This is a genomic window from Sorangium sp. So ce327 (assembly GCF_051530205.1).
Lineage (GTDB): Bacteria > Myxococcota_A > Polyangia > Polyangiales > Polyangiaceae > Sorangium > Sorangium cellulosum_B.
The window spans coordinates 2901143-2918301 of the sequence record NZ_CP150330.1; the positions used below are offsets into that span (position 1 = coordinate 2901143).

The 17159-nt window shown below is 69.6% G+C and carries 12 protein-coding genes; 5 read left to right on the plus strand and 7 right to left on the minus strand.

The features are described from left to right. Window positions 1-30: 30 nt before the first annotated feature. Complete coding sequence (locus tag WME95_RS11050; RefSeq protein WP_437908350.1) at window positions 31-1047, minus strand: ABC transporter substrate-binding protein; 1017 nt, start codon at window positions 1045-1047, stop codon at window positions 31-33. A 444-nt stretch (window positions 1048-1491) separates the two neighbouring features. Between WME95_RS11050 and WME95_RS11055 the strand changes: the two genes are divergently transcribed. After that, on the plus strand, window positions 1492-4296 hold the full coding sequence (locus tag WME95_RS11055) for a hypothetical protein (RefSeq protein WP_437908351.1): 2805 nt from the start codon (window positions 1492-1494) through the stop codon (window positions 4294-4296). Between the two features lie 98 nt (window positions 4297-4394). Here WME95_RS11055 and WME95_RS11060 read toward each other — a convergent pair whose 3' ends face one another. Then, window positions 4395-4961, minus strand: coding sequence for a hypothetical protein (locus WME95_RS11060; RefSeq protein WP_437908352.1), 567 nt, complete (start codon window positions 4959-4961; stop codon window positions 4395-4397). A 43-nt stretch (window positions 4962-5004) separates the two neighbouring features. Continuing rightward, complete coding sequence (locus WME95_RS11065) at window positions 5005-6156, minus strand: hypothetical protein (protein WP_437908353.1); 1152 nt, start codon at window positions 6154-6156, stop codon at window positions 5005-5007. Window positions 6157-6497: 341 nt separating this feature from the next. Here WME95_RS11065 and WME95_RS11070 point away from each other — a divergent pair, with 341 nt between their 5' ends. Together WME95_RS11070 and WME95_RS11075 are read left to right on the plus strand one after the other, a co-directional pair. Then, window positions 6498-7277 (plus strand): hypothetical protein, encoded by a 780-nt coding sequence (locus WME95_RS11070; protein ID WP_437908354.1) that lies wholly within the window; start codon window positions 6498-6500, stop codon window positions 7275-7277. A 97-nt stretch (window positions 7278-7374) separates the two neighbouring features. Beyond that, on the plus strand, window positions 7375-8814 hold the full coding sequence (locus WME95_RS11075) for a DUF2252 domain-containing protein (RefSeq protein WP_437908355.1): 1440 nt from the start codon (window positions 7375-7377) through the stop codon (window positions 8812-8814). Window positions 8815-8940: 126 nt separating this feature from the next. Here WME95_RS11075 and WME95_RS11080 read toward each other — a convergent pair whose 3' ends face one another. The 4 genes from WME95_RS11080 to WME95_RS11095 form a co-directional block, all read right to left on the minus strand. Further along, window positions 8941-9321: a PIN domain-containing protein gene (locus WME95_RS11080; protein ID WP_437908356.1), complete on the minus strand. Its 381-nt coding sequence runs from the start codon at window positions 9319-9321 to the stop codon at window positions 8941-8943. Further along, a complete protein-coding gene (locus tag WME95_RS11085) occupies window positions 9308-9568 on the minus strand; it encodes an AbrB/MazE/SpoVT family DNA-binding domain-containing protein (protein WP_437908357.1) in 261 nt (86 codons plus the stop codon). Before WME95_RS11085 ends, WME95_RS11080 begins: the two co-directional genes overlap by 14 nt. Window positions 9569-10325: 757 nt before the next feature. Beyond that, on the minus strand, window positions 10326-11357 hold the full coding sequence (locus WME95_RS11090; RefSeq protein ID WP_437908358.1) for an AraC family transcriptional regulator: 1032 nt from the start codon (window positions 11355-11357) through the stop codon (window positions 10326-10328). A gap of 118 nt (window positions 11358-11475) precedes the next feature. Further along, complete coding sequence (locus tag WME95_RS11095; RefSeq protein WP_437908359.1) at window positions 11476-12732, minus strand: hypothetical protein; 1257 nt, start codon at window positions 12730-12732, stop codon at window positions 11476-11478. A 541-nt stretch (window positions 12733-13273) separates the two neighbouring features. Here WME95_RS11095 and WME95_RS11100 point away from each other — a divergent pair. Next, window positions 13274-15604 carry a 2OG-Fe(II) oxygenase gene (locus WME95_RS11100; RefSeq protein WP_437908360.1) on the plus strand — a complete coding sequence of 777 codons (2331 nt, stop codon included), beginning with the start codon at window positions 13274-13276 and terminating at the stop codon, window positions 15602-15604. A 206-nt stretch (window positions 15605-15810) separates the two neighbouring features. Beyond that, entirely contained in the window at window positions 15811-17151 is a 1341-nt protein-coding gene (locus WME95_RS11105; RefSeq protein WP_437908361.1) for a sigma 54-interacting transcriptional regulator, read from the plus strand. Window positions 17152-17159: the final 8 nt, after the last annotated feature.

Genomic DNA, 17159 nt, shown 5'->3' on the forward strand with positions numbered 1-17159 from the left:
GCTCTCCAGGCGCTCCGCGGGCCGCGGCGGTCACTCGCGGCTCGTGGCGGGCGGCAGGAAGGACGAATCGAAGATGCTGTCGAGGTCCGGGCGGCGCCCCAGCTGCCCGTCCTGGACGAGAAAGTCGATGTGCTTGTTGACGAGCGGGGCCAGCGACGTCGGGTCGTTGTTCGGGGCGAACCGCCGCCGGACCTCCTCCAGCGAGAAGAGCTCGTATCCGTCCGTGCTGATGTCCGAGGCCGGGATCTTGAGCGCCTTCGCGATGATCTCGTTGCCCTCCAGCGGGTGGGCCTTCCAGAACTCGACGGCCTGGAACCACGCCCGGATGAAGGCGCGGACATCGTCGGGCCGGTCGCGCAGCACCGTGCTGCGGAAGAGCGTGAAGTCGGCGAACAGCGCGGGCGTCTCCTTGCTCGAGAAGATCGCCTTGGCGCCGGACTTCGCCGCCTGCGTGACATAGGGCTCCCAGGTGTGCCCAGCCTGGATCGTATTGTTCGCCAGGAGCTGGGCGACGTCCGTCTCGCCCACGTTGACAAGCGTCACGTCGTCGATGGCGAGCCCGTTCCTCTCCAGCATCTCGCTGACCAGCATCTCGCCCATGGCGCCGGTCTTGGCCGCGATCTTCTTCCCCTTGAGATCGGAGATCGTCTGGATCTCCGGCCGCGCCATGATGACGTCGGCGCCCGCCGTCTGGCCGGAGTAGAGGACGACCCGCGCATCGGGCTCCCTCGCGAGGATGCGCACGACGACCTCCATGGTCCACGGCAAGCCGTCGACCTTGCCCGCGGTGAAATCGGAGATCATGCCGTAGAGATCCGGGTTGAAGACGAGCTCCACGTCGACGCCCTGCTGGTCGAAGAAGCCCTTCTCCTCGGCGATCGACAGCGGGAAATACCCGAGCCAGTAGCCGTGGCTGAAGCGGAGAGGCGGCCGCGCCTCCTTGCCCCGGTCACCGGGCGAGGGATCCGGCTGGCACGCCGAGGCGAGGACGGACAACACGGCGACCGTGAGCCCGGCGATGGTGCGCCGCACAGCCGATGTCTTCATGGTCTCTCGGGGCTCCTTCCCGGGGCGTGTCGTGCGGGCAGCGCGCGCCACCCGGCGGCGCGACAGCGCGCGATGCGCGCCGATCGCCGCGCGCCGCGCTCCCGGCGCCGAGACGACGGCCCGACTGCGAGGCCCCCTGCATGTTGCGCAGCCTACCATGAACCGCCGCGGCGCCGCGATGCTCTGCGACCGGATCACGGCGATCCGGGGGGCCGTCTCGAGGTCGCCGGCGCCGTCTGCCCGACTGGACTGCCTCGCACCGTCGCGACACCTCGGTAGGTAGCTCGGCGCAGGTGTGCCGAAGGCATCGATTGCTGAAGCAAACCCATTGCGATATTGCAATGCGAGCCGGCCACGACTACCTTCCAACTCAACCTTCGCGCCTTATCGTCTGCTTGCCATTCGAAATCAGTTGAAGAGAACCCCACTCATCGGAGGTGACTCATGGCCTCGTACTTTGTCGTGCGCGATGTCCTCTCCCGTCTCGTGGCGGCGTCGGCGCTGCTCGTCGCCCTCGCGGCCGGCCGATCCGCCGAGGCGGCGTCGTCTTTCACCCTCTTCGAGAGCGGCCATGTGCGTCCGCTCGCGCTCTCGCCCGACGGAAAGCTGCTATTCGCCGTGAACACGCCCGACAACCACCTCGAGGTGTATCGGGTCAAGGATCAGGGTATCGAGCACCGCGCCTCCATCCCCGTCGGCCTCGAGCCGGTGGCCGTGGCGGCGCGGAGCGATACCGAGGTCTGGGTCGTCAACCACCTGTCGGACAGCGTGAGCGTCGTCGAGCTGACCCAGGGGGCGCGCTCGGGCCGGGTCGTGCGGACGCTGCTCGTGGGCGACGAGCCGCGGGATATCGTGTTCGCGGGTCCTGGAAGGCGCCGCGCGTTCATCACGACGGCGCACCGCGGACAGAACATCCCGTTCGATCCCCAGCTCACGACCCCCGGCGTGGGCCGGGCCGACGTATGGGTCTTCGACGCCGATCGCCTCGGGCCGACGCTCGCAGGCGTGCCCCTCACCATCGTCACGCTGTTCAGCGATACCCCGAGGGCGCTGGCGGTGACGCCGGACGGCAGCAAGGTGTATGCGGCGGCCTTCCACTCCGGGAACCGCACAACCGCGATCCACGAGGGCTTGATCCCGAACGGCGGAGAGGCGGCGGGGGGCGTGCCCGGGCCGGCCACCAACGCGGAGGGGATCCCGCACCCGGAGACGGGGCTCATCGTCAAGTTCAATGGTTCCCACTGGGTCGACGAGCTGAACCGCGTCTGGGACAGCTCCGTCCGGCTCTCGCTGCCCGACAAGGACGTGTTCGTCATCGACGCGAACGCGAGCCCGCCGAGGCAGCTGCCCGGGTCCGCCGGGTTCTACACCGGCGTCGGCACCATCCTCTACAACATGGTGGTGAACCCGGTCAGCGGGAAGGTGTACGTGTCGAACACCGAGGCGGGGAACGAGAAGCGCTTCGAGGGGCCCGGGATCTTCGCCGGCCAGACGGTACGAGGCCACCTGCACGAGAGCAGGATCACCGTCCTCGGCCCGGCGGGCAGCGTCAGGCCGAGGCACCTCAACAAACACATCGATTATGACGCCTGCTGCGCCCCGGTCCCGAACGCCGAGAACCAGAAGAGCCTCGCCCTCCCGCAGCAGATGGCCGTCACGAGCGACGGCAAGACGCTGTACGTGGCGACGATAGGCTCGTCCAAGATCGGGGTGTTCAGCACCGCCGCCCTGGAGAACGACACCTTCGTGCCGAGCGCCTCCAGGCAGATCCCGGTGCCCGGCGGCGGCCCGACGGGGCTTTTGCTCGACGAGGCGCGGCGGCGCCTCTACACGATCACGCGCTTCGACAACGCGATCTCGATCCTCAGCACGACGACCAGGTCCGAGATCGCGCACGTGCCGATGCACAACCCGGAGCCGCCGAGCGTTGTCGCCGGCCGCCGGTTCCTCTACGACGCGTCGTTCGAGTCGAGCCACGGCGACTCGTCGTGCGCGAGCTGCCATGTCTACGGCGATTTCGACAGCCTGTCCTGGGATCTCGGCAATCCGGACGGGGTGGTCGCCGACATCCCTGGGCCGTTCGAGTCACACCCCCTCGATTTCGGGATACCCGACACCCACCACCCGATGAAGGGGCCGATGACGACGCAGAGCCTCCGCGGGATGGCGAACCACGGACCCATGCACTGGCGCGGCGATCGCACCGGGGGGGACGACGAGCCGAGCGCGCACCCGGACAGCGGGACGTTCGACGAGGTGACGGCGTTCCTGGAGTTCCAGGCCGCGTTCCCGGATCTCCTGGGGAGGAGCGAGCTCATCCCCGAGGCCGACATGCGGGCGTTCGCCGATTTCATCCTGCAGGTCACCTATCCGCCCAACCCGAACCGGGCGCTCGACAACTCGCTCACCCCGGCGCAGCAGGCCGGCCGCAGCTTCTTCTTCAACAACGTGTCCGACTTCAGCGAGGAGGGCACCTGCGTCTCGTGCCATGTGCTCGACCGCCACGCGAACGAGGAGTTCGGCGTCGATGCGCCGGGCTTCTTCGGCGGCGATGGCCGGTACACGTTCGACCTGGAGACCGAGGCCTTCAAATCGCCGCACTTCCGCAATCTGTACCAGAAGGTCGGCATGTTCGGGATGGCGAACAACGATCTCTTCCCGGGCAGCGACGCGCACCTGGGCGACCAGGTCCGCGGCTTCGGCTTCAACAACGAAGGGGGCGTCCCGACGCTCTTCCGCTTCGTGAGCTCGGCGACCCCCGACATGGGGTTCAACCAGTCGCCGCTCACCCCGGGCGGGTTCCCGCCGGGGCCGGAGGGGGACGTGATGCGGCGCGAACTGGAGCAGTTCCTGCTCGCGTTCGACAGCAACCTGGCGCCGATCGTCGGGCAGCAGGTGACGCTCACCCGCCACAACGCGGCCGCGGTCGGGCCGAGGATCGATCTGCTCCGCGCGCGGGCTGATGCAGGGGAGTGTGATCTGGTGGTCAAGGGATCACACGACCACGAGGCGGCGGGGTTCCTCTACGTCGGCGCGGGCCTGTTCGTCGGCGACCGGCTCTGCGACGCGCCGATCCGCGACGCGGCGCTGCGGCACCGGGCCTCGCGCAATCGGGGCGAGCTCACGTACACGTGCGCGCCGCCGGGCTCGGGGGTGCGGATCGGGCTGGATCGCGACGGCGATGGATTCCGCGACGGCGACGAGGAAGACGAGGGCAGCGACCCGGCAGACCCGTCGAGCACGCCCTGAAGGTCGCGCCGCGCCCCTCGCTCGCGCGACTGCCCACATGACGGAAGCGCTGCTCGTCGCTCGGCGTGGCCCGGCGACGAGCCGCGCGAGGGGCGGCGCTACCCCGCCGGCCGGAGCCGGAATGCGCCGCAGTCGGGATGTTCGATGCGTCCGGCGAAGAGCGAGCCGTCGAACGCGAGGTCGCCCTTCATGCCCACGGTGACGTAGTTGGGCGGGCGCTCGAGCCAGGCGCCGGGCGAGAACGATGCCGTCCGCGTCTCGGCGTCGTAGCGGCCGCTCATGAGGTATTTGCCGGCGGCGCCGGAGTCGGCATGATGAAAGCCGAACACGGCCTTGATCCTGTCGCCCTTGACCTCCAGGATCCGGAACGTCATCTCGGTCGTGCCCTGCGGGCAGTCGTAATCGCCGATCCAGGTCCGTGTCCGCTCGAACGGGTTGTCGCCTGGGAATTCCTCCGGCACCCAGCCGTCGGCCGCCGTTATCGCCGCCGCCGGGGGCGGATCCTGGAGGACGATGTAGACCGTCTCGGCGGCGGGCGGCGGCTCCGGCGCGCGCGGCTCGGCCAGCGTGGGCGCGGGGCCGCACCCGGCCAGCAGGAGGGCCGCGCATGCGGCGCAGCGCAGGGCCGAGCGCCGTCGGGGGGCGGGGGCGTTCGCGGTACCCATGCGCGGGAGGGTACCATGGAGAGGGCCGAGCGCGGAGCGTGCTTCAGCGGCGGCAGCCGATGCGCTCGGTCGCGACGACGACATCGTCGTAGAGGATGGTGTGTGTGTCGGAGACGGTCATGCCGAGCTCTTCCATCTCCGCCCGCCGGCGAGCGTCGGAGTCGCGCTCGTAATAGGCGTCGAGCATGAATTTCTTGAAGCGCACGTCATCGCTCGATCGGAAGTCGAAGCCACCGAACGGCTCGGGCTGGGTGCACGCGCTGAAGTCGCACCCTCCCGTGTGGAACTGGGCGCGGAGCCAGGTGCCGTCGGGGTAGCCGGGGCGGTAGTCGCCGATCGCCACGCCGTCGATCCAGAACGCGAGGGCGCCGTCGCTCTGGCCGACCGTGTTGGCGCGAGCGTGCATCTCGACGCAGAACCATCGATCGCGCGGGAACGACGCTTGATCCGGCGGCTGGAAGACGTTTCCGTAGTAGTACGTCGTGCCTTGATCGCCGGCGCAGCCAGGGGTGGCGGTCCCGTCGTTGCAGCGCCCGGAGCGCATCTTGTACCAGTAGGCGTAGAAGTTGAAGACGTCGTCGGTCGTCGTGTCGAAGTCGAACCAGAAGCCGTCGTCTCCGGACGGCACCGTGTTCGCGAGGCCGCTGCTGTCCCAGCTCTCGGTGCCCGCCGCCATGCGCACCCAGTGGTGCGGGTTCGGGGCGAGCTCGGGGAAGCGCACATGGAAGCGCCAGTAGAGCGCGTCGACGCGCTCATGGGTGACCCACGTGGACGACGAGATGTACGTCTCTTCCGCGAGATCGGCGGTCGTCACGGTCGAGCGGAGGTAGCCCTGCCCGGCGTTGGCTGTGGCCGGGTCGGTCTCGATATGAAGGTAGCGCGTGTCGGCGGTTGGCCCGTCCCAGCGCCCCCAGCCCTGCTCGAAGTCGTCGTGGAAGAGCACGGCCGGGTCGCCGGCGAGCCCCACGTCGTCCGGGTAGCGCTCGCTCAGCGTGCCGGACGGCGACGTGTCGCCGCCGCCACCGCCGCCATCGCTCGTTCCGCCGCCGCCGCCGCCATCGCTCGTTCCGCCGCCGGCGGGGTGCGGCGAGGGCACGTCAGGCCCTGAGCCGCCGTCGCCGCCGGAGCCCGGCGTGGAGTCGCAGGCGGCGAGGAACAGCGCGATCACCAGGGGAAACTGCAGAGGATTCTTCATCCTTCCACGCTATCCGCAGCTCCGCCGCCTGCGCGAGCGTCCGAGCAAAAAATGCGGAAGACCCGGTGGCGGGCGGTGTAGGTTCGCTGTCCGGTGAGCCGCGCTCGGGAGCAGGCCGCCCCTGCTGCGATCGGAGAAACTCCGGATCTTGCAGCCCTGCGTTCGCGCTGAAAGCGCTTGACAGAACGATGTCGTGTTGGTTGACCTTCCGCCAGGAATCGCGACCATGACGTCAGCGCCAGCCGGGCTGTCGGACTGAAGGCGACCGCCCAGGCCGGCGCCGCGGCGACATGCGCCGTCTTCGCGACGGCGAAGCGCCGTGATTGAAGCGAGGTGCGTCGATGCCCGTGCCTGGACTGCTCGATCGAATTCCGCTCTGGTTGCTCCTGGGGATCATGATCGTGGTCCTGGTGCTCGCCGTCGAGGGCGGTTATCGGCTGGGAGGATACCGGCTGCGCCGCTCCGGAGGGGAGGGCGGTGCCCACGTGCTCGCCCTGGTCACAACCACGATGGGCCTGCTGGCGCTCGTCCTGGCGTTCACGTTCGGCTTTGCGGCGACCCGCTTCGAGGCGAGGAAACACATGGTCGTCGACGAGGCCAACGCCATCGAGACGACCTACCTGCGCGCCGCCCTGCTCCCCGGCGACCGCGGCGCGAAGGTCCGCGCGCTGCTGCGCGACTACGTGGCGTCGCGTCTGGAGGGGGTGAGGCCCGACAACGTCGACCACGCGGTGCGGCGCTCGGAGGAGCTGCACCGGGAGCTCTGGAAAGAGGCGGAGACCGCCGGACGAGAGCACCCCAGCTCGCCCGTCGTGGCGCTCTTCATCGAGTCGCTGAACCGGACGATCGAACTCCACACGACGCGCGTCAAGGTGGCCGTCCGGAGCGGTATTCCAGGGGTCCTGTGGGCAGCGCTCTTCGCGGTCGCGATCCTGAACCTGATGGCGGTCGGTTATCATGCCGGTCTGGTCAAGACGCGCCGGTCCCCCGCAGTCGCGACGCTGGTCACGAGCCTCTCGGTCGTCATGCTGTTGACCGCCGATCTCGACCGCCCGCAGGAGGGGGCTTTGCAGGTGAGCCAGCAGGCGATGAACGATCTGCGGCGTAAGATCGGTGATTGAGCATCCCTCGTGCGTCTGGCGGACGTGCGAGGATCTGAACGGCGCGTCCCGCACGGCCGCGGGACGTCGAACACCGAGGGAGGGACGGAAGACGGAGATGGCCACAGTCGAAGGATCATCCACGGTCACGGGGGAGTGGGCGATGCCGCACCTCTCCGCCGAGGAGCACGCGGCTCGCGGCAAGGCCGAGCGCGCGGAGATCCCACGTGCCGCGCATGCGATCTGGGAGGCGCTGCCCGGCCGGCCCGATCCGATCGCACTTCTGGAGGAGCAAGCGAAGACCCGCGTGCCAGAGCTCGTGCCGATCCGATACGGCCGGATGCTGGTCTCCCCGTTCACGTTTTACCGGGGCGCAGCGTGCGTGATGGCCTCCGATCTGGCCGCCACGGCGCGCTCGGGCCTGAGGGTGCAGCTCTGCGGCGACGCGCACCTCTCGAACTTCGGGGTGTTCGGATCCCCCGAGCGCCGCATGGTGTTCGACATCAACGACTTCGACGAGACGCTCCCTGGACCGTGGGACTGGGACGTCAAGCGGCTGGCCGCCAGCCTGGAGCTCGCCGGGCGCGACAACGGCTTCTCGAAGGCGGCGCGGTCCGACATCGTCCTGACGACGGTCCGCGCGTACCGCGAGGCGATGCGGAGCTTCGCGGCGCTCCGGAACCTCGACGTCTGGTACGCGAGCCTCGACATCCAGCAGATCCTCGACCGGTTCCGCTCGCAGGTGGGCCGCGAGCGCCTGAACGTCACCGAGCGCAACGTCGCGAAGGTGCGGACGAAGGACAGCCTTCAGGCCTACGAGAAGCTGACCCGCGAGGTGGGCGGCCGGCGGCGAATCATCAGCGATCCTCCCCTGATCGTCCCGATGGAGGATTTCGTGAAGGGGGTGGACCGCGAGCAGCTCGAGCAGCAGGTGCGCGAGATCCTGCGCGGCTATCGCGCTACGCTCCAGCCCGATCGGCGGCACGTGCTGGAGGGGTACAACTTCGCGGACATGGCCCATAAGGTCGTCGGGGTCGGGAGCGTCGGCGCGCGCGCCTGGATCCTTCTGCTGTTCGGCCGTGACGAGGAGGACCCTCTCTTCCTGCAGGCAAAGGAGGCGCAAGCGTCGGTCCTCGAGCGGTTCCTCGGCAAGAGCGAGTACCCCAACAGCGGCCAGCGCGTGGTGGCGGGCCAGCGGCTGATGCAGGCAGCGAGCGACATCTTCCTCGGCTGGCAGCGCGTGAAGGGCGCCGACGGGATCGAGCGCGACTTCTACGTGCGCCAGCTGCGCGACTGGAAGTTCTCGGTGGACATCGCCGCGCTGGATCGGGTCCTCTTGACGACGTACGGCGGCCTCTGCGGCTGGACCCTGGCGCGCGCACACGCGAGGTCGGGCGATCGGATCGCTATCGCGGCTTACCTCGGGAAGGCGGACACGTTCGACAAGGCGGTGGCGGCGTTCGCGAACGCCTACGCCGATCAGACGGAGCGCGACCACCAGGCGCTGGCGGCCGCGGTGAGGAGCGGGCGCATTCAGGCCGGGGGTGAACGCGAGTGAAGCATCCGTTTTCATCAATCGCCCACAGCCGGTCTGCCCAACGACCTGCCGGTCTGACGCGACGCGAAGCGCCGCCGCTCGCCGCAGCTTGTTGGACTACCCCGTTCTCGCCAATGGGCGACCTGGTCATAGCTTTTGAGCGCCTTGCAGTTTCCCGAGTCCACGATCGAACGTTCCAAGTGGAACGTGGCCCGCTGCGCGCGCGACTTCGAGGATCAAACAATCGGAGAATCCCAGGCCGGGGTGCTCGCGGAACTGCGCGACTGCCGCCCTTACCACGTCGGCGTCCTGGACCACCATGCAGTTGTGGTCCAACAGCATTTCCACTCCGTCCCCGATCTGCTCCGGCGCGACGCCGTACACCGAGTCCAGGACCCAAACGGCCTCCATGAGCACGAGATGGGAGATCCATGCTCCTGCTTGCACGAAGGCCTCGGCCGCAGCGAGTTGCTTTGCGTCGTCGCGCGCCAGCAAGCGAACGAGGACATTCGTGTCAACGGCGCGCATGGCGGGCCCTCATGCGCTGCCTGATGCCTTCCTTGAGATCCTCAAGGCTTCGCGGCTGGGGTTCCTGCGAGAACAGCGCCCGGTGAAGGTCTTCGAAACTGTGCCGACCAACGCGCCGCACGGTGATTCGATCACCTTCGGCATCCCATTCCAAGATCGATCCTGGCACCAGTTCGAGGCGCTTGCGCACCTCGGCGGGAACCGAGATCTGCCCCTGAGCCGTTACCCTGGATTGCGCGAGCTTCATGCTGGCACAGTACCACGGTAATGAATCCCAGGCAAGGAAGGTCGCTCGGCCCGCCGATGAGCCCAGCCGGAGGCGACGATCCACATCCGCCCCACAGAACATCGCAGACGGTATGCCTCCTAGGATGCCCCGATCGTACCGCCCCAGGGCCTCCGCCGGCCCAACGTGCTGAGGCTCAGCTGCGGCCGTCTTCGGCTGACAGCAGCCCTTCCGCGGTGTCGGGGGGACGCGGGAGCGGGGTGGCGGGTGGCGTCCGCGAGACCACGACGTGCCGGGGTGTCACGCGCACTGCGATCGGCGGACCGGGGAGCACACTAACCATGTGGATGTCGGTTGTATCGGTGCCCATCCAACGCTTCCTGACTGCGATGAGATCAGGGGGCCGGTGATCTCGAACGGTGCGACGAACAACTCGAAGGTTGCATCCGGCTGGTGCGCCGCTGCGGGGCGCCGGTGACATTTTTCCCTGCGACCCCGTGGCGAGCACGTCAGGCCGTGATTCGACGCGGGTTGGTGACCCGGCCCAGGTTGGACGACCCGACCGAGGTCGGGGTGGCCCCACGGTCGTTCACGAGACTGAACCCATGGTCCGGGCCGACCGTCTACCCGGCGGCGGGCATCGCCACACAGCCTTCGAAGCTCGCGGACGCGAGCGCGTTAGCGACAACTGCGAGTCGGCCCGGCGACGCGGCGGTTCACGCACGTCGCATCGTGGCTCGCGAGGCAGCCGTGGCCGCCGTCCCAGCCTTGCCCCCGCTCACGTCCCTTGATTGCCCGCAGCCCCCCTCGCGCCCCGGAGCTCGCGCGGAGGGCAGCCGAACCAGCGCCGGAACGCGTGGCTGAACGCGGTCGTGTCGGAGAAGCCGAGCCGGAGCGCCGTCTCGGTGACGCTGCTCCTCGCCAGCAGGTCGGCCGCGCGGTCGCGGCGCACCTCCTCGACCAGCTTCCGGAAGCTCGTCCGCTCGACCTCCAGGCGCCGGCGCAGCGTCCGCTCCGTCGTGCCGAGGGAGCGGGCCACGTCGTCCAGCGTCGGGATCCCGCCCTCGGCGCTCGCGAGCGCGCGGACGAGCTGGTGCCGCACGCCGTCCGCGATCGACGGCGGCGCGAGCTGCTCGCAGAGGGCGCTCACGCTGCGACACAGGTACTCCCATAACCTCTGGTTCGCGCCCACAGGCACCATGTCGAGGACCTCGCGGCGGAACACCATCCCGTCCCAGGGCGCGTCGAACCGCACGGGGCAACGGAAGAACTCCACGTGCGCAGTCCGGCGCGGCGGGGCCGCGTGGCGGAAGCTCACCTCCAGCGGCGTGAGGTCGTCGCCCGCCATCTGCCGCAGACAGCCGAGGTTCTGCGCCAGCGCTGTCTCGTTGGAGAGGCGGTGCCCCAGCGTGAGCGGCCGCAGGCGATGCCACCGCACCTCGGCGCGCTTCCCGCTCTCGATCGCCTCCCATCGGCCCGAGTCGGTCAGGAGCGCGCTGTACCGCGCCGCGGTGTCGAACGCATGGCGGATGGAGGGCGCGCTCATGATGGCGAAGCCGAGCACGTGCAGGTCCTCCACCGTCGCCCGCTGCGCGACGCGGATCGGCAGCGACGGGTCGTCCAGCGTCTGACCCAGATAGGTCCACAGATCGAGCAGCCGGTCGATCTCGATGCGCCGGTCGGGATCGGCGGCGAGCGACGGCAGGCGCGCGGCGCGCTCCATCGCGCCCAGCCGGATGCCGTCGCGGAGCCCGAGGTCGACGACCAGCCTGGCCACGGACGTCATCACGGTGGGCAGCGGGCGGTGCATGCGCCCGCGATTATGCAGGATCCGCACCGGCGGTCGCTCGCCGGTGCTCGCCGCGGCGCGAGAGCGCGGTGGGGCGAGCGCGCTCTGACGCGCCGATCAGGGCGCACGCACCGCGGCGTCAGGGGCTGGTGAAGCCGAGGAGCCCGTGGCCGACGAGGATGGTCGTGATGTTCGGAGGCAGGGAGGGGGCGTTCGTGGGGCCCGCCCATCCTTCGCGCATCAGCGCCGTCCGGATGCGCGAGATCGGGGAGACCTGGTGGGCCTCCTGGAGCAGCTTCATCGCCTCGGCCGGGATGGTCAGCGTGCCATCACCCCCCAGCGCGACGCATTGAATCTCGACCTGCTTGCGCGCGGGCGGGGGCATCGCGAACGGCGACGCGCCCTCGACGTCGCCGTCCGTGCTGGTGAGGCGCACGAGCGTGGCCTGCGCCGGCCCGCAGCTGCCGCCCGGGCCGCCGCAGCCGAGCGTCAATGGGCTGCCGTCGAGCGGCACCGCGACGAGGGCGGCCGCCGACGCCGTGTCGGGGGTGAATGCCTCGCCGGCTACGATCGGCGCGCTGTCGGGGAAGTCGAAGGCCATCTCGCCGCCGGGCGAGATGCCCACGACGACCTCGTCGCCGCCCTCGATCGGGTCGACGGGGTTGTTCGGAACGGGCCCCGCCCCGGCGAGCACGGTGTACTCGGCCGCGAAGGCGTCCTCCGCCGCGCCCTGGTTGACCACGATCGCCGTCGTGCTCGACTCCACGGCGACGATGGGGAACGCGCCCTGGTTCTTCGCGTTCGCCGCGCCGGTGACGCGCAGGTAACGGCCGACATCTGCTGCGGAGAAGGTCGCGCCCTCGATCGTGTAGGCCGCGGTCCCCGTCTGCCCCGGAGCGACGCTCGCCTGTCCGGCCCCCGTCGACGTCGGGCACACATAACCCGAGCCAGCAAAGCGGCACGCGAGGGGCCCGCCTTCGAGGCCGGCAATCGTGATCACCCCCTGATCCGTCAGCGCAGGCGGCGGATTGTCCTGCGTGTCGTAGACCCACGCCTTGCACCCTTCGATCTCCCCGGGCATCTGCTCGTAAGCGGGAGGCCTGGAGGGGGTGAACAGGACTTGCACCGTGAGGCCGTGGCCCGCCTGCGGCGCGCCTTGAATCGATACATCCTGGATCGAGATGATCCCGTTGTGCGTCGCGACCGGGCAGCGGACCGAGCCGCCCTCACCGGAGCTCGATGAGCCGCCTTCACCGGAGCTCGACGAGCCGCCCTCACCGGAGGCCGACGAGCCGCCGTGCCCAGCGCTCGTCGAGCTGCCGCCGGCGCCATCATCATCATTCGACATGGGGCAGCCCCCTGCGACCGCGAGGGTGGTGGCGAGCGCGAGGGCCATTGAGCCCCTCCTTGAATTTCGCGAGAGTTCCATTCGACCGATCATGGCTTTGAGCCTCCACGCGTCCGGCGAGGCGCGACGCGCGCCTCCGCGGCTGGACATGAGGCAGATGTAGCGAACGGCCTGATGGGCTGCTTGGTCGCGCCGGCCAGGGAGTTGGTCGAATCGGCCAACGAATCGGCTCGCGACGCCCTCCGGCTCTCGACGGCGACTTCGCGAGAGGCCCCGCCGCTGCGCCCTCCCTCGACGTCCTCGAGGGGGCCAGCGCGTCCGGCGTCCGGAACGCGGACAGGACGAGGACGCCCGCGGAGCGATACGCGATGACGAGCGCCTCCTCGTTGCTCCGAGCGCATTGTCTTCGGGTGCTGCAAATTCTCATGCCGACGAAAGAAAGATCGCTTTTTGACGTCATTCAGCGAATCCGCGCGGCCCGCTCGCTCCGTTTTCTCTGGTTCAGCGCCCCATTGCGCCGGTGAACGGCCCAATTGGATATCCGATGCGTCTGGGGCCGTGGTATGCGTCCTTGGCAGGAGACACCCACTTGCAAGCTGGTCTGTTGAAGGAGATCGCCGCGGCGCTCGCCGCCGTCGAGCCGGAAGGCACGTTCGCAACGGAGCTCGGGTGCAGCGGCGAGGATCTGCACATCGAGGTCGAGGGGGTCGGCCCCATCCGCTTCCCGATCTCCGCCGCCACCGCGCGAAAGCTGTGCTCCGTCGCCCGTCCGGCCCCGTTCGGCCGGCGCGACAAGACCTTGCTCGATACGAGCGTGCGCGACAGCTGGGAGATCGGCCGGCGCCAGCTCAAGATCGACACGCAGCGGTGGCGGCGCACCCTCGCTCCGAAGCTGGCGCTCGTCCGTCAGCGCCTCGGGCTGCCCGAGGGCGGTGAGCTCCACGCCGAGCTCGACAAGATGCTCGTGTACGGGCCCGGCCAGTTCTTCGCGCCGCACCAGGACTCGGAGCGCGCCGACGACATGGTGGGGACCCTCGTGGTGGAGCTGCCGTCCAGGCACGAGGGCGGATCCATCGTCGTCGAGCACGACGGGAAGAAGAAGGTCTTCCGCGGGGCCGCGCGGGATCCGAAAGATCTATCGCTGCTCGCCTTCTACGCGGATTGTCGCCACGAGGTGAGGCCGGTCGACGCAGGCCACCGGATCTCCCTCACGTACCACCTCCTCTACCGCGGGGCAGCGGAGGCTCGCGCGCCGCTCTGCCGCGCCGCGATCGAGCGCATCGAGGCGGGCATCAAAGCCTACCTTTCGACGCCGATCTCGCGGCCGTACGCGCAGTCTCCCCCACGGCGGCCGGACCGCTTGATCTACCTCCTGGACCACGAGTACACGCAGAAGAGCCTCGGATGGGGCCATCTCAAGAATGCGGATCGGCTGCGCGCCTCGGCGCTGCAAGAGGCCGCCGAGCGCCTCGATTGCGAGGTGTACCTCGCCCTCGCCGACGTGCACGAGAGCTGGTCGTGCGAGGGCGCTTGGGATGACTACGGTGGTCGCTGGCGCGGCGATCGCGGTCACGACGACGATCCCGAGGGGGCCAGCGACGCGGACGAGCACGACCTCATCGATCTCCTCGATACGGATGTCGTGCTTCGCCACTGGGTCGGCCCGGATGGGCGGAGCGCGCCGGGCATCGCGACCATGCGGGCGGGCGACGATGTCTGCTTCACGAGGGCCTCGACCGAGATGGCGCCGTTCAAGTCCGAGCACGAGGGGTACATGGGCAACTACGGCAACACCGTGGACCGCTGGTATCATCGGGCCGCCGTCGTGATGTGGCCGCGGGATCTGGCCTTCGAGGTGCGCGCGAAGCTCTCGCCGTCATGGGCCGTTGACGAGCTCGCCTCCCACGTCGAGGCGGGCAGGGCGGACGAGGCCCGCGACAAGGCGAAGAGGCTCCTGTCCTCCTGGCATCCGGCCGCGTCGGACGAGCTGAGCGAGGCGTCCTTCAAGCGGCTGGTCGAGGTATCGGCGGCGCTCGGCGACGCCGATCTGGCCCTCGGGCTCGTCTCGCCCTCGGGGCCGCATCGGTTGAGTCCCGGCGTGGTGCCCGCCTTCGTGGCCCTCGTCGAACGCTACGGCTTCTCGTGGTCGAAACGGGTCTTCTCCGCGTGGGCCGAGCGCGCGCTCTACAATACTCCGCCCTGGCTCTCGTTGCTCCCCCGCCTCGGCGAGGCGCTCCGGGCCGGCGGAGAGCACGGCAAGGCGCTCGCCGCGTGGGTCCTCGCGCGCGAGGTGGCCTCGCTCGTAGAAGGCTGCAAGGGCGCGCTCCTGTTGCCGGAAGCCGTCAGGGAGGCCAGCACCGATCGACTCCTCGACGATCTGCTCTCGTTGCTGGAGACCGCCGCCGCGATCCGGGCGCCCTCCATCCGCGACGACCTCATCGCCTCCCTCACGGCGCCCGAGTCGGCGCTGCCGCTCATGACCGCCGGCGCGCTGTTGAAGAGGTGCCGGGAAGGGCGCAAGCCCGCCGCGGTGCGGGCCCTCGGGCTGCAGGCGCTGGTCCGCCGCGTCGAGGCCTTGCTCGAACGAGCCGTCGCGGCGAACGCGCGCAGCGCGGACGACTGGTCGATCGAGCCCCCGCCCGGGTGCTCCTGTGCGCTGTGCAAGGTGCTCGCGGCGTTCCTCGTCGATCGAGCCCAGGTCCAGCTCGCGTGGCCTCTGGCCAAGGAACGGCGGCGGCACATCCACGGTGTGATCGATGCTCACCGCCTGCCCGTCACCCACACCACGCTTCGCCGCGGAAGCCCCCAGACGCTCGTCTTGACGAAAGAGAAGGCTCTCTTCGAGCGCGAAGCAGCGCTGCGGGCGCAACAGAAGGCGCTGCTTACCTGGCTCAAGAAGGAGCGCAGCGCGTTCGGTTAACCGATCGAGCCTGCAATGACGGCGGCACGCGACCACATGGACGACCAGGCGCAGCGCACGCCCGTGGAGGACCAGCAACCCGCGCGGCAGCCGCTCGCAATGCCGCCCCTGGCATATTGACCGCGTCTGCCCGACTGGGTACGACTGGGTTCGTGCCTGGTGAACCTGAACAACGAACGCTATCCGCCACGGGCGGACAGCGGTATGTGGACAAATCAGGCAACGGCAGCTTCTTGTTTCTGATCGAGGACAGCCATCGGCCGCTCGCGTCGTCGGCGCGCATCGCCCTCGATGACGTGGAGGAGGTCGTTATCGGCCGCGGCAATGTCCGGAGGCTGGAGGTCGCGGACGGCGGCTCACGCCGGCGCGTCGAGATCCGCCTCGACGACCCATGGCTCTCGTCGAGGCACGCGCGGATCATGCGGGTGCTCGGCCGGTGGTGCTTCGGGGATTGCGGCTCCAAGAACGGCAGCATCCTCAATGGGGCCCCGAGGAAGCACGCCGAGCTCGCGGAGGGCGACGTGCTCGAGCTGGGCCGCACCTTCTTCCTCTACCGCGCGGCGATTCCTCGCGGCGCCGAGCAGGTCACTCTGCTGGAAGCGTCGAGCCTCGCGGCGCACGTCCCTGGGCTGCTCTCCCTCATCCCGTCGCAGCTCGAGATGTTCGAGCAGCTCAGGGTGGTGGCGGCCTCCACCATCCCCGTGCTGATCCAGGGCGAAACGGGCACCGGCAAGGAGGTCATGGCGCGCGCCATCCATTCGCTCTCGGGCAGGCCGGGCGCGTTCGTGGCGATCAACTGCGGCGCGCTGCCGCGGGATCTCGTCGAGGGCGAGCTCTTCGGGCACAGGAAGGGCGCCTTCTCCGGGGCCACCGAGGATCGCCCCGGGCTCGTGCGCAGCGCCGATCGCGGGACGCTCTTCCTCGACGAGATCGGCGACCTGCCCTTGTCCGCCCAGGTGGCCTTGCTCCGCGTGCTCCAGGAGCGGGAGGTTCGCCCCGTGGGCGGCACGCGCTCGATCCCCGTGGACCTTCGCGTCGTTGCGGCCACACACCGGCCGATCGAGCGGATGGCGGCGTCGGGCGACTTCCGCTCCGACCTGCTCGCGCGGCTCTCCGGTCACGCCGTCGAGCTCTCGCCACTCCGGGCTCGCCGGGAGGACCTCGGCCTCATCCTCGGCACGATCCTCCGGCGCGTCGGTGGAGAGCGCGCCGAGCACATCCAGCTGCACCCTCGCGCGGCGCGCGCCCTCGTCACGTACGGCTGGCCGCTCAACGTGCGCGAGCTCGAGCAGTGCATCACGACCGCGGTGGTGCTGGCGCAGCGGGGCACGATCGAGCTCGATCACCTGAACAGCGCGCTGAGGCGCAACGGCGCCGATGCCACGGACCAGGGAGACGATCCTACCCGGCCCGAGGAGCTCACGACGCTCCTGCGCGTGCACGGCGGCAACATCGCTGGCGTGGCGCCCGCCACGGGCAAAGCCAGGATGCAGATCCATCGCTGGTTGAAGCGCTACGAGATCGACGCCGATGACTTCCGCCAGTGAGGTGCTGC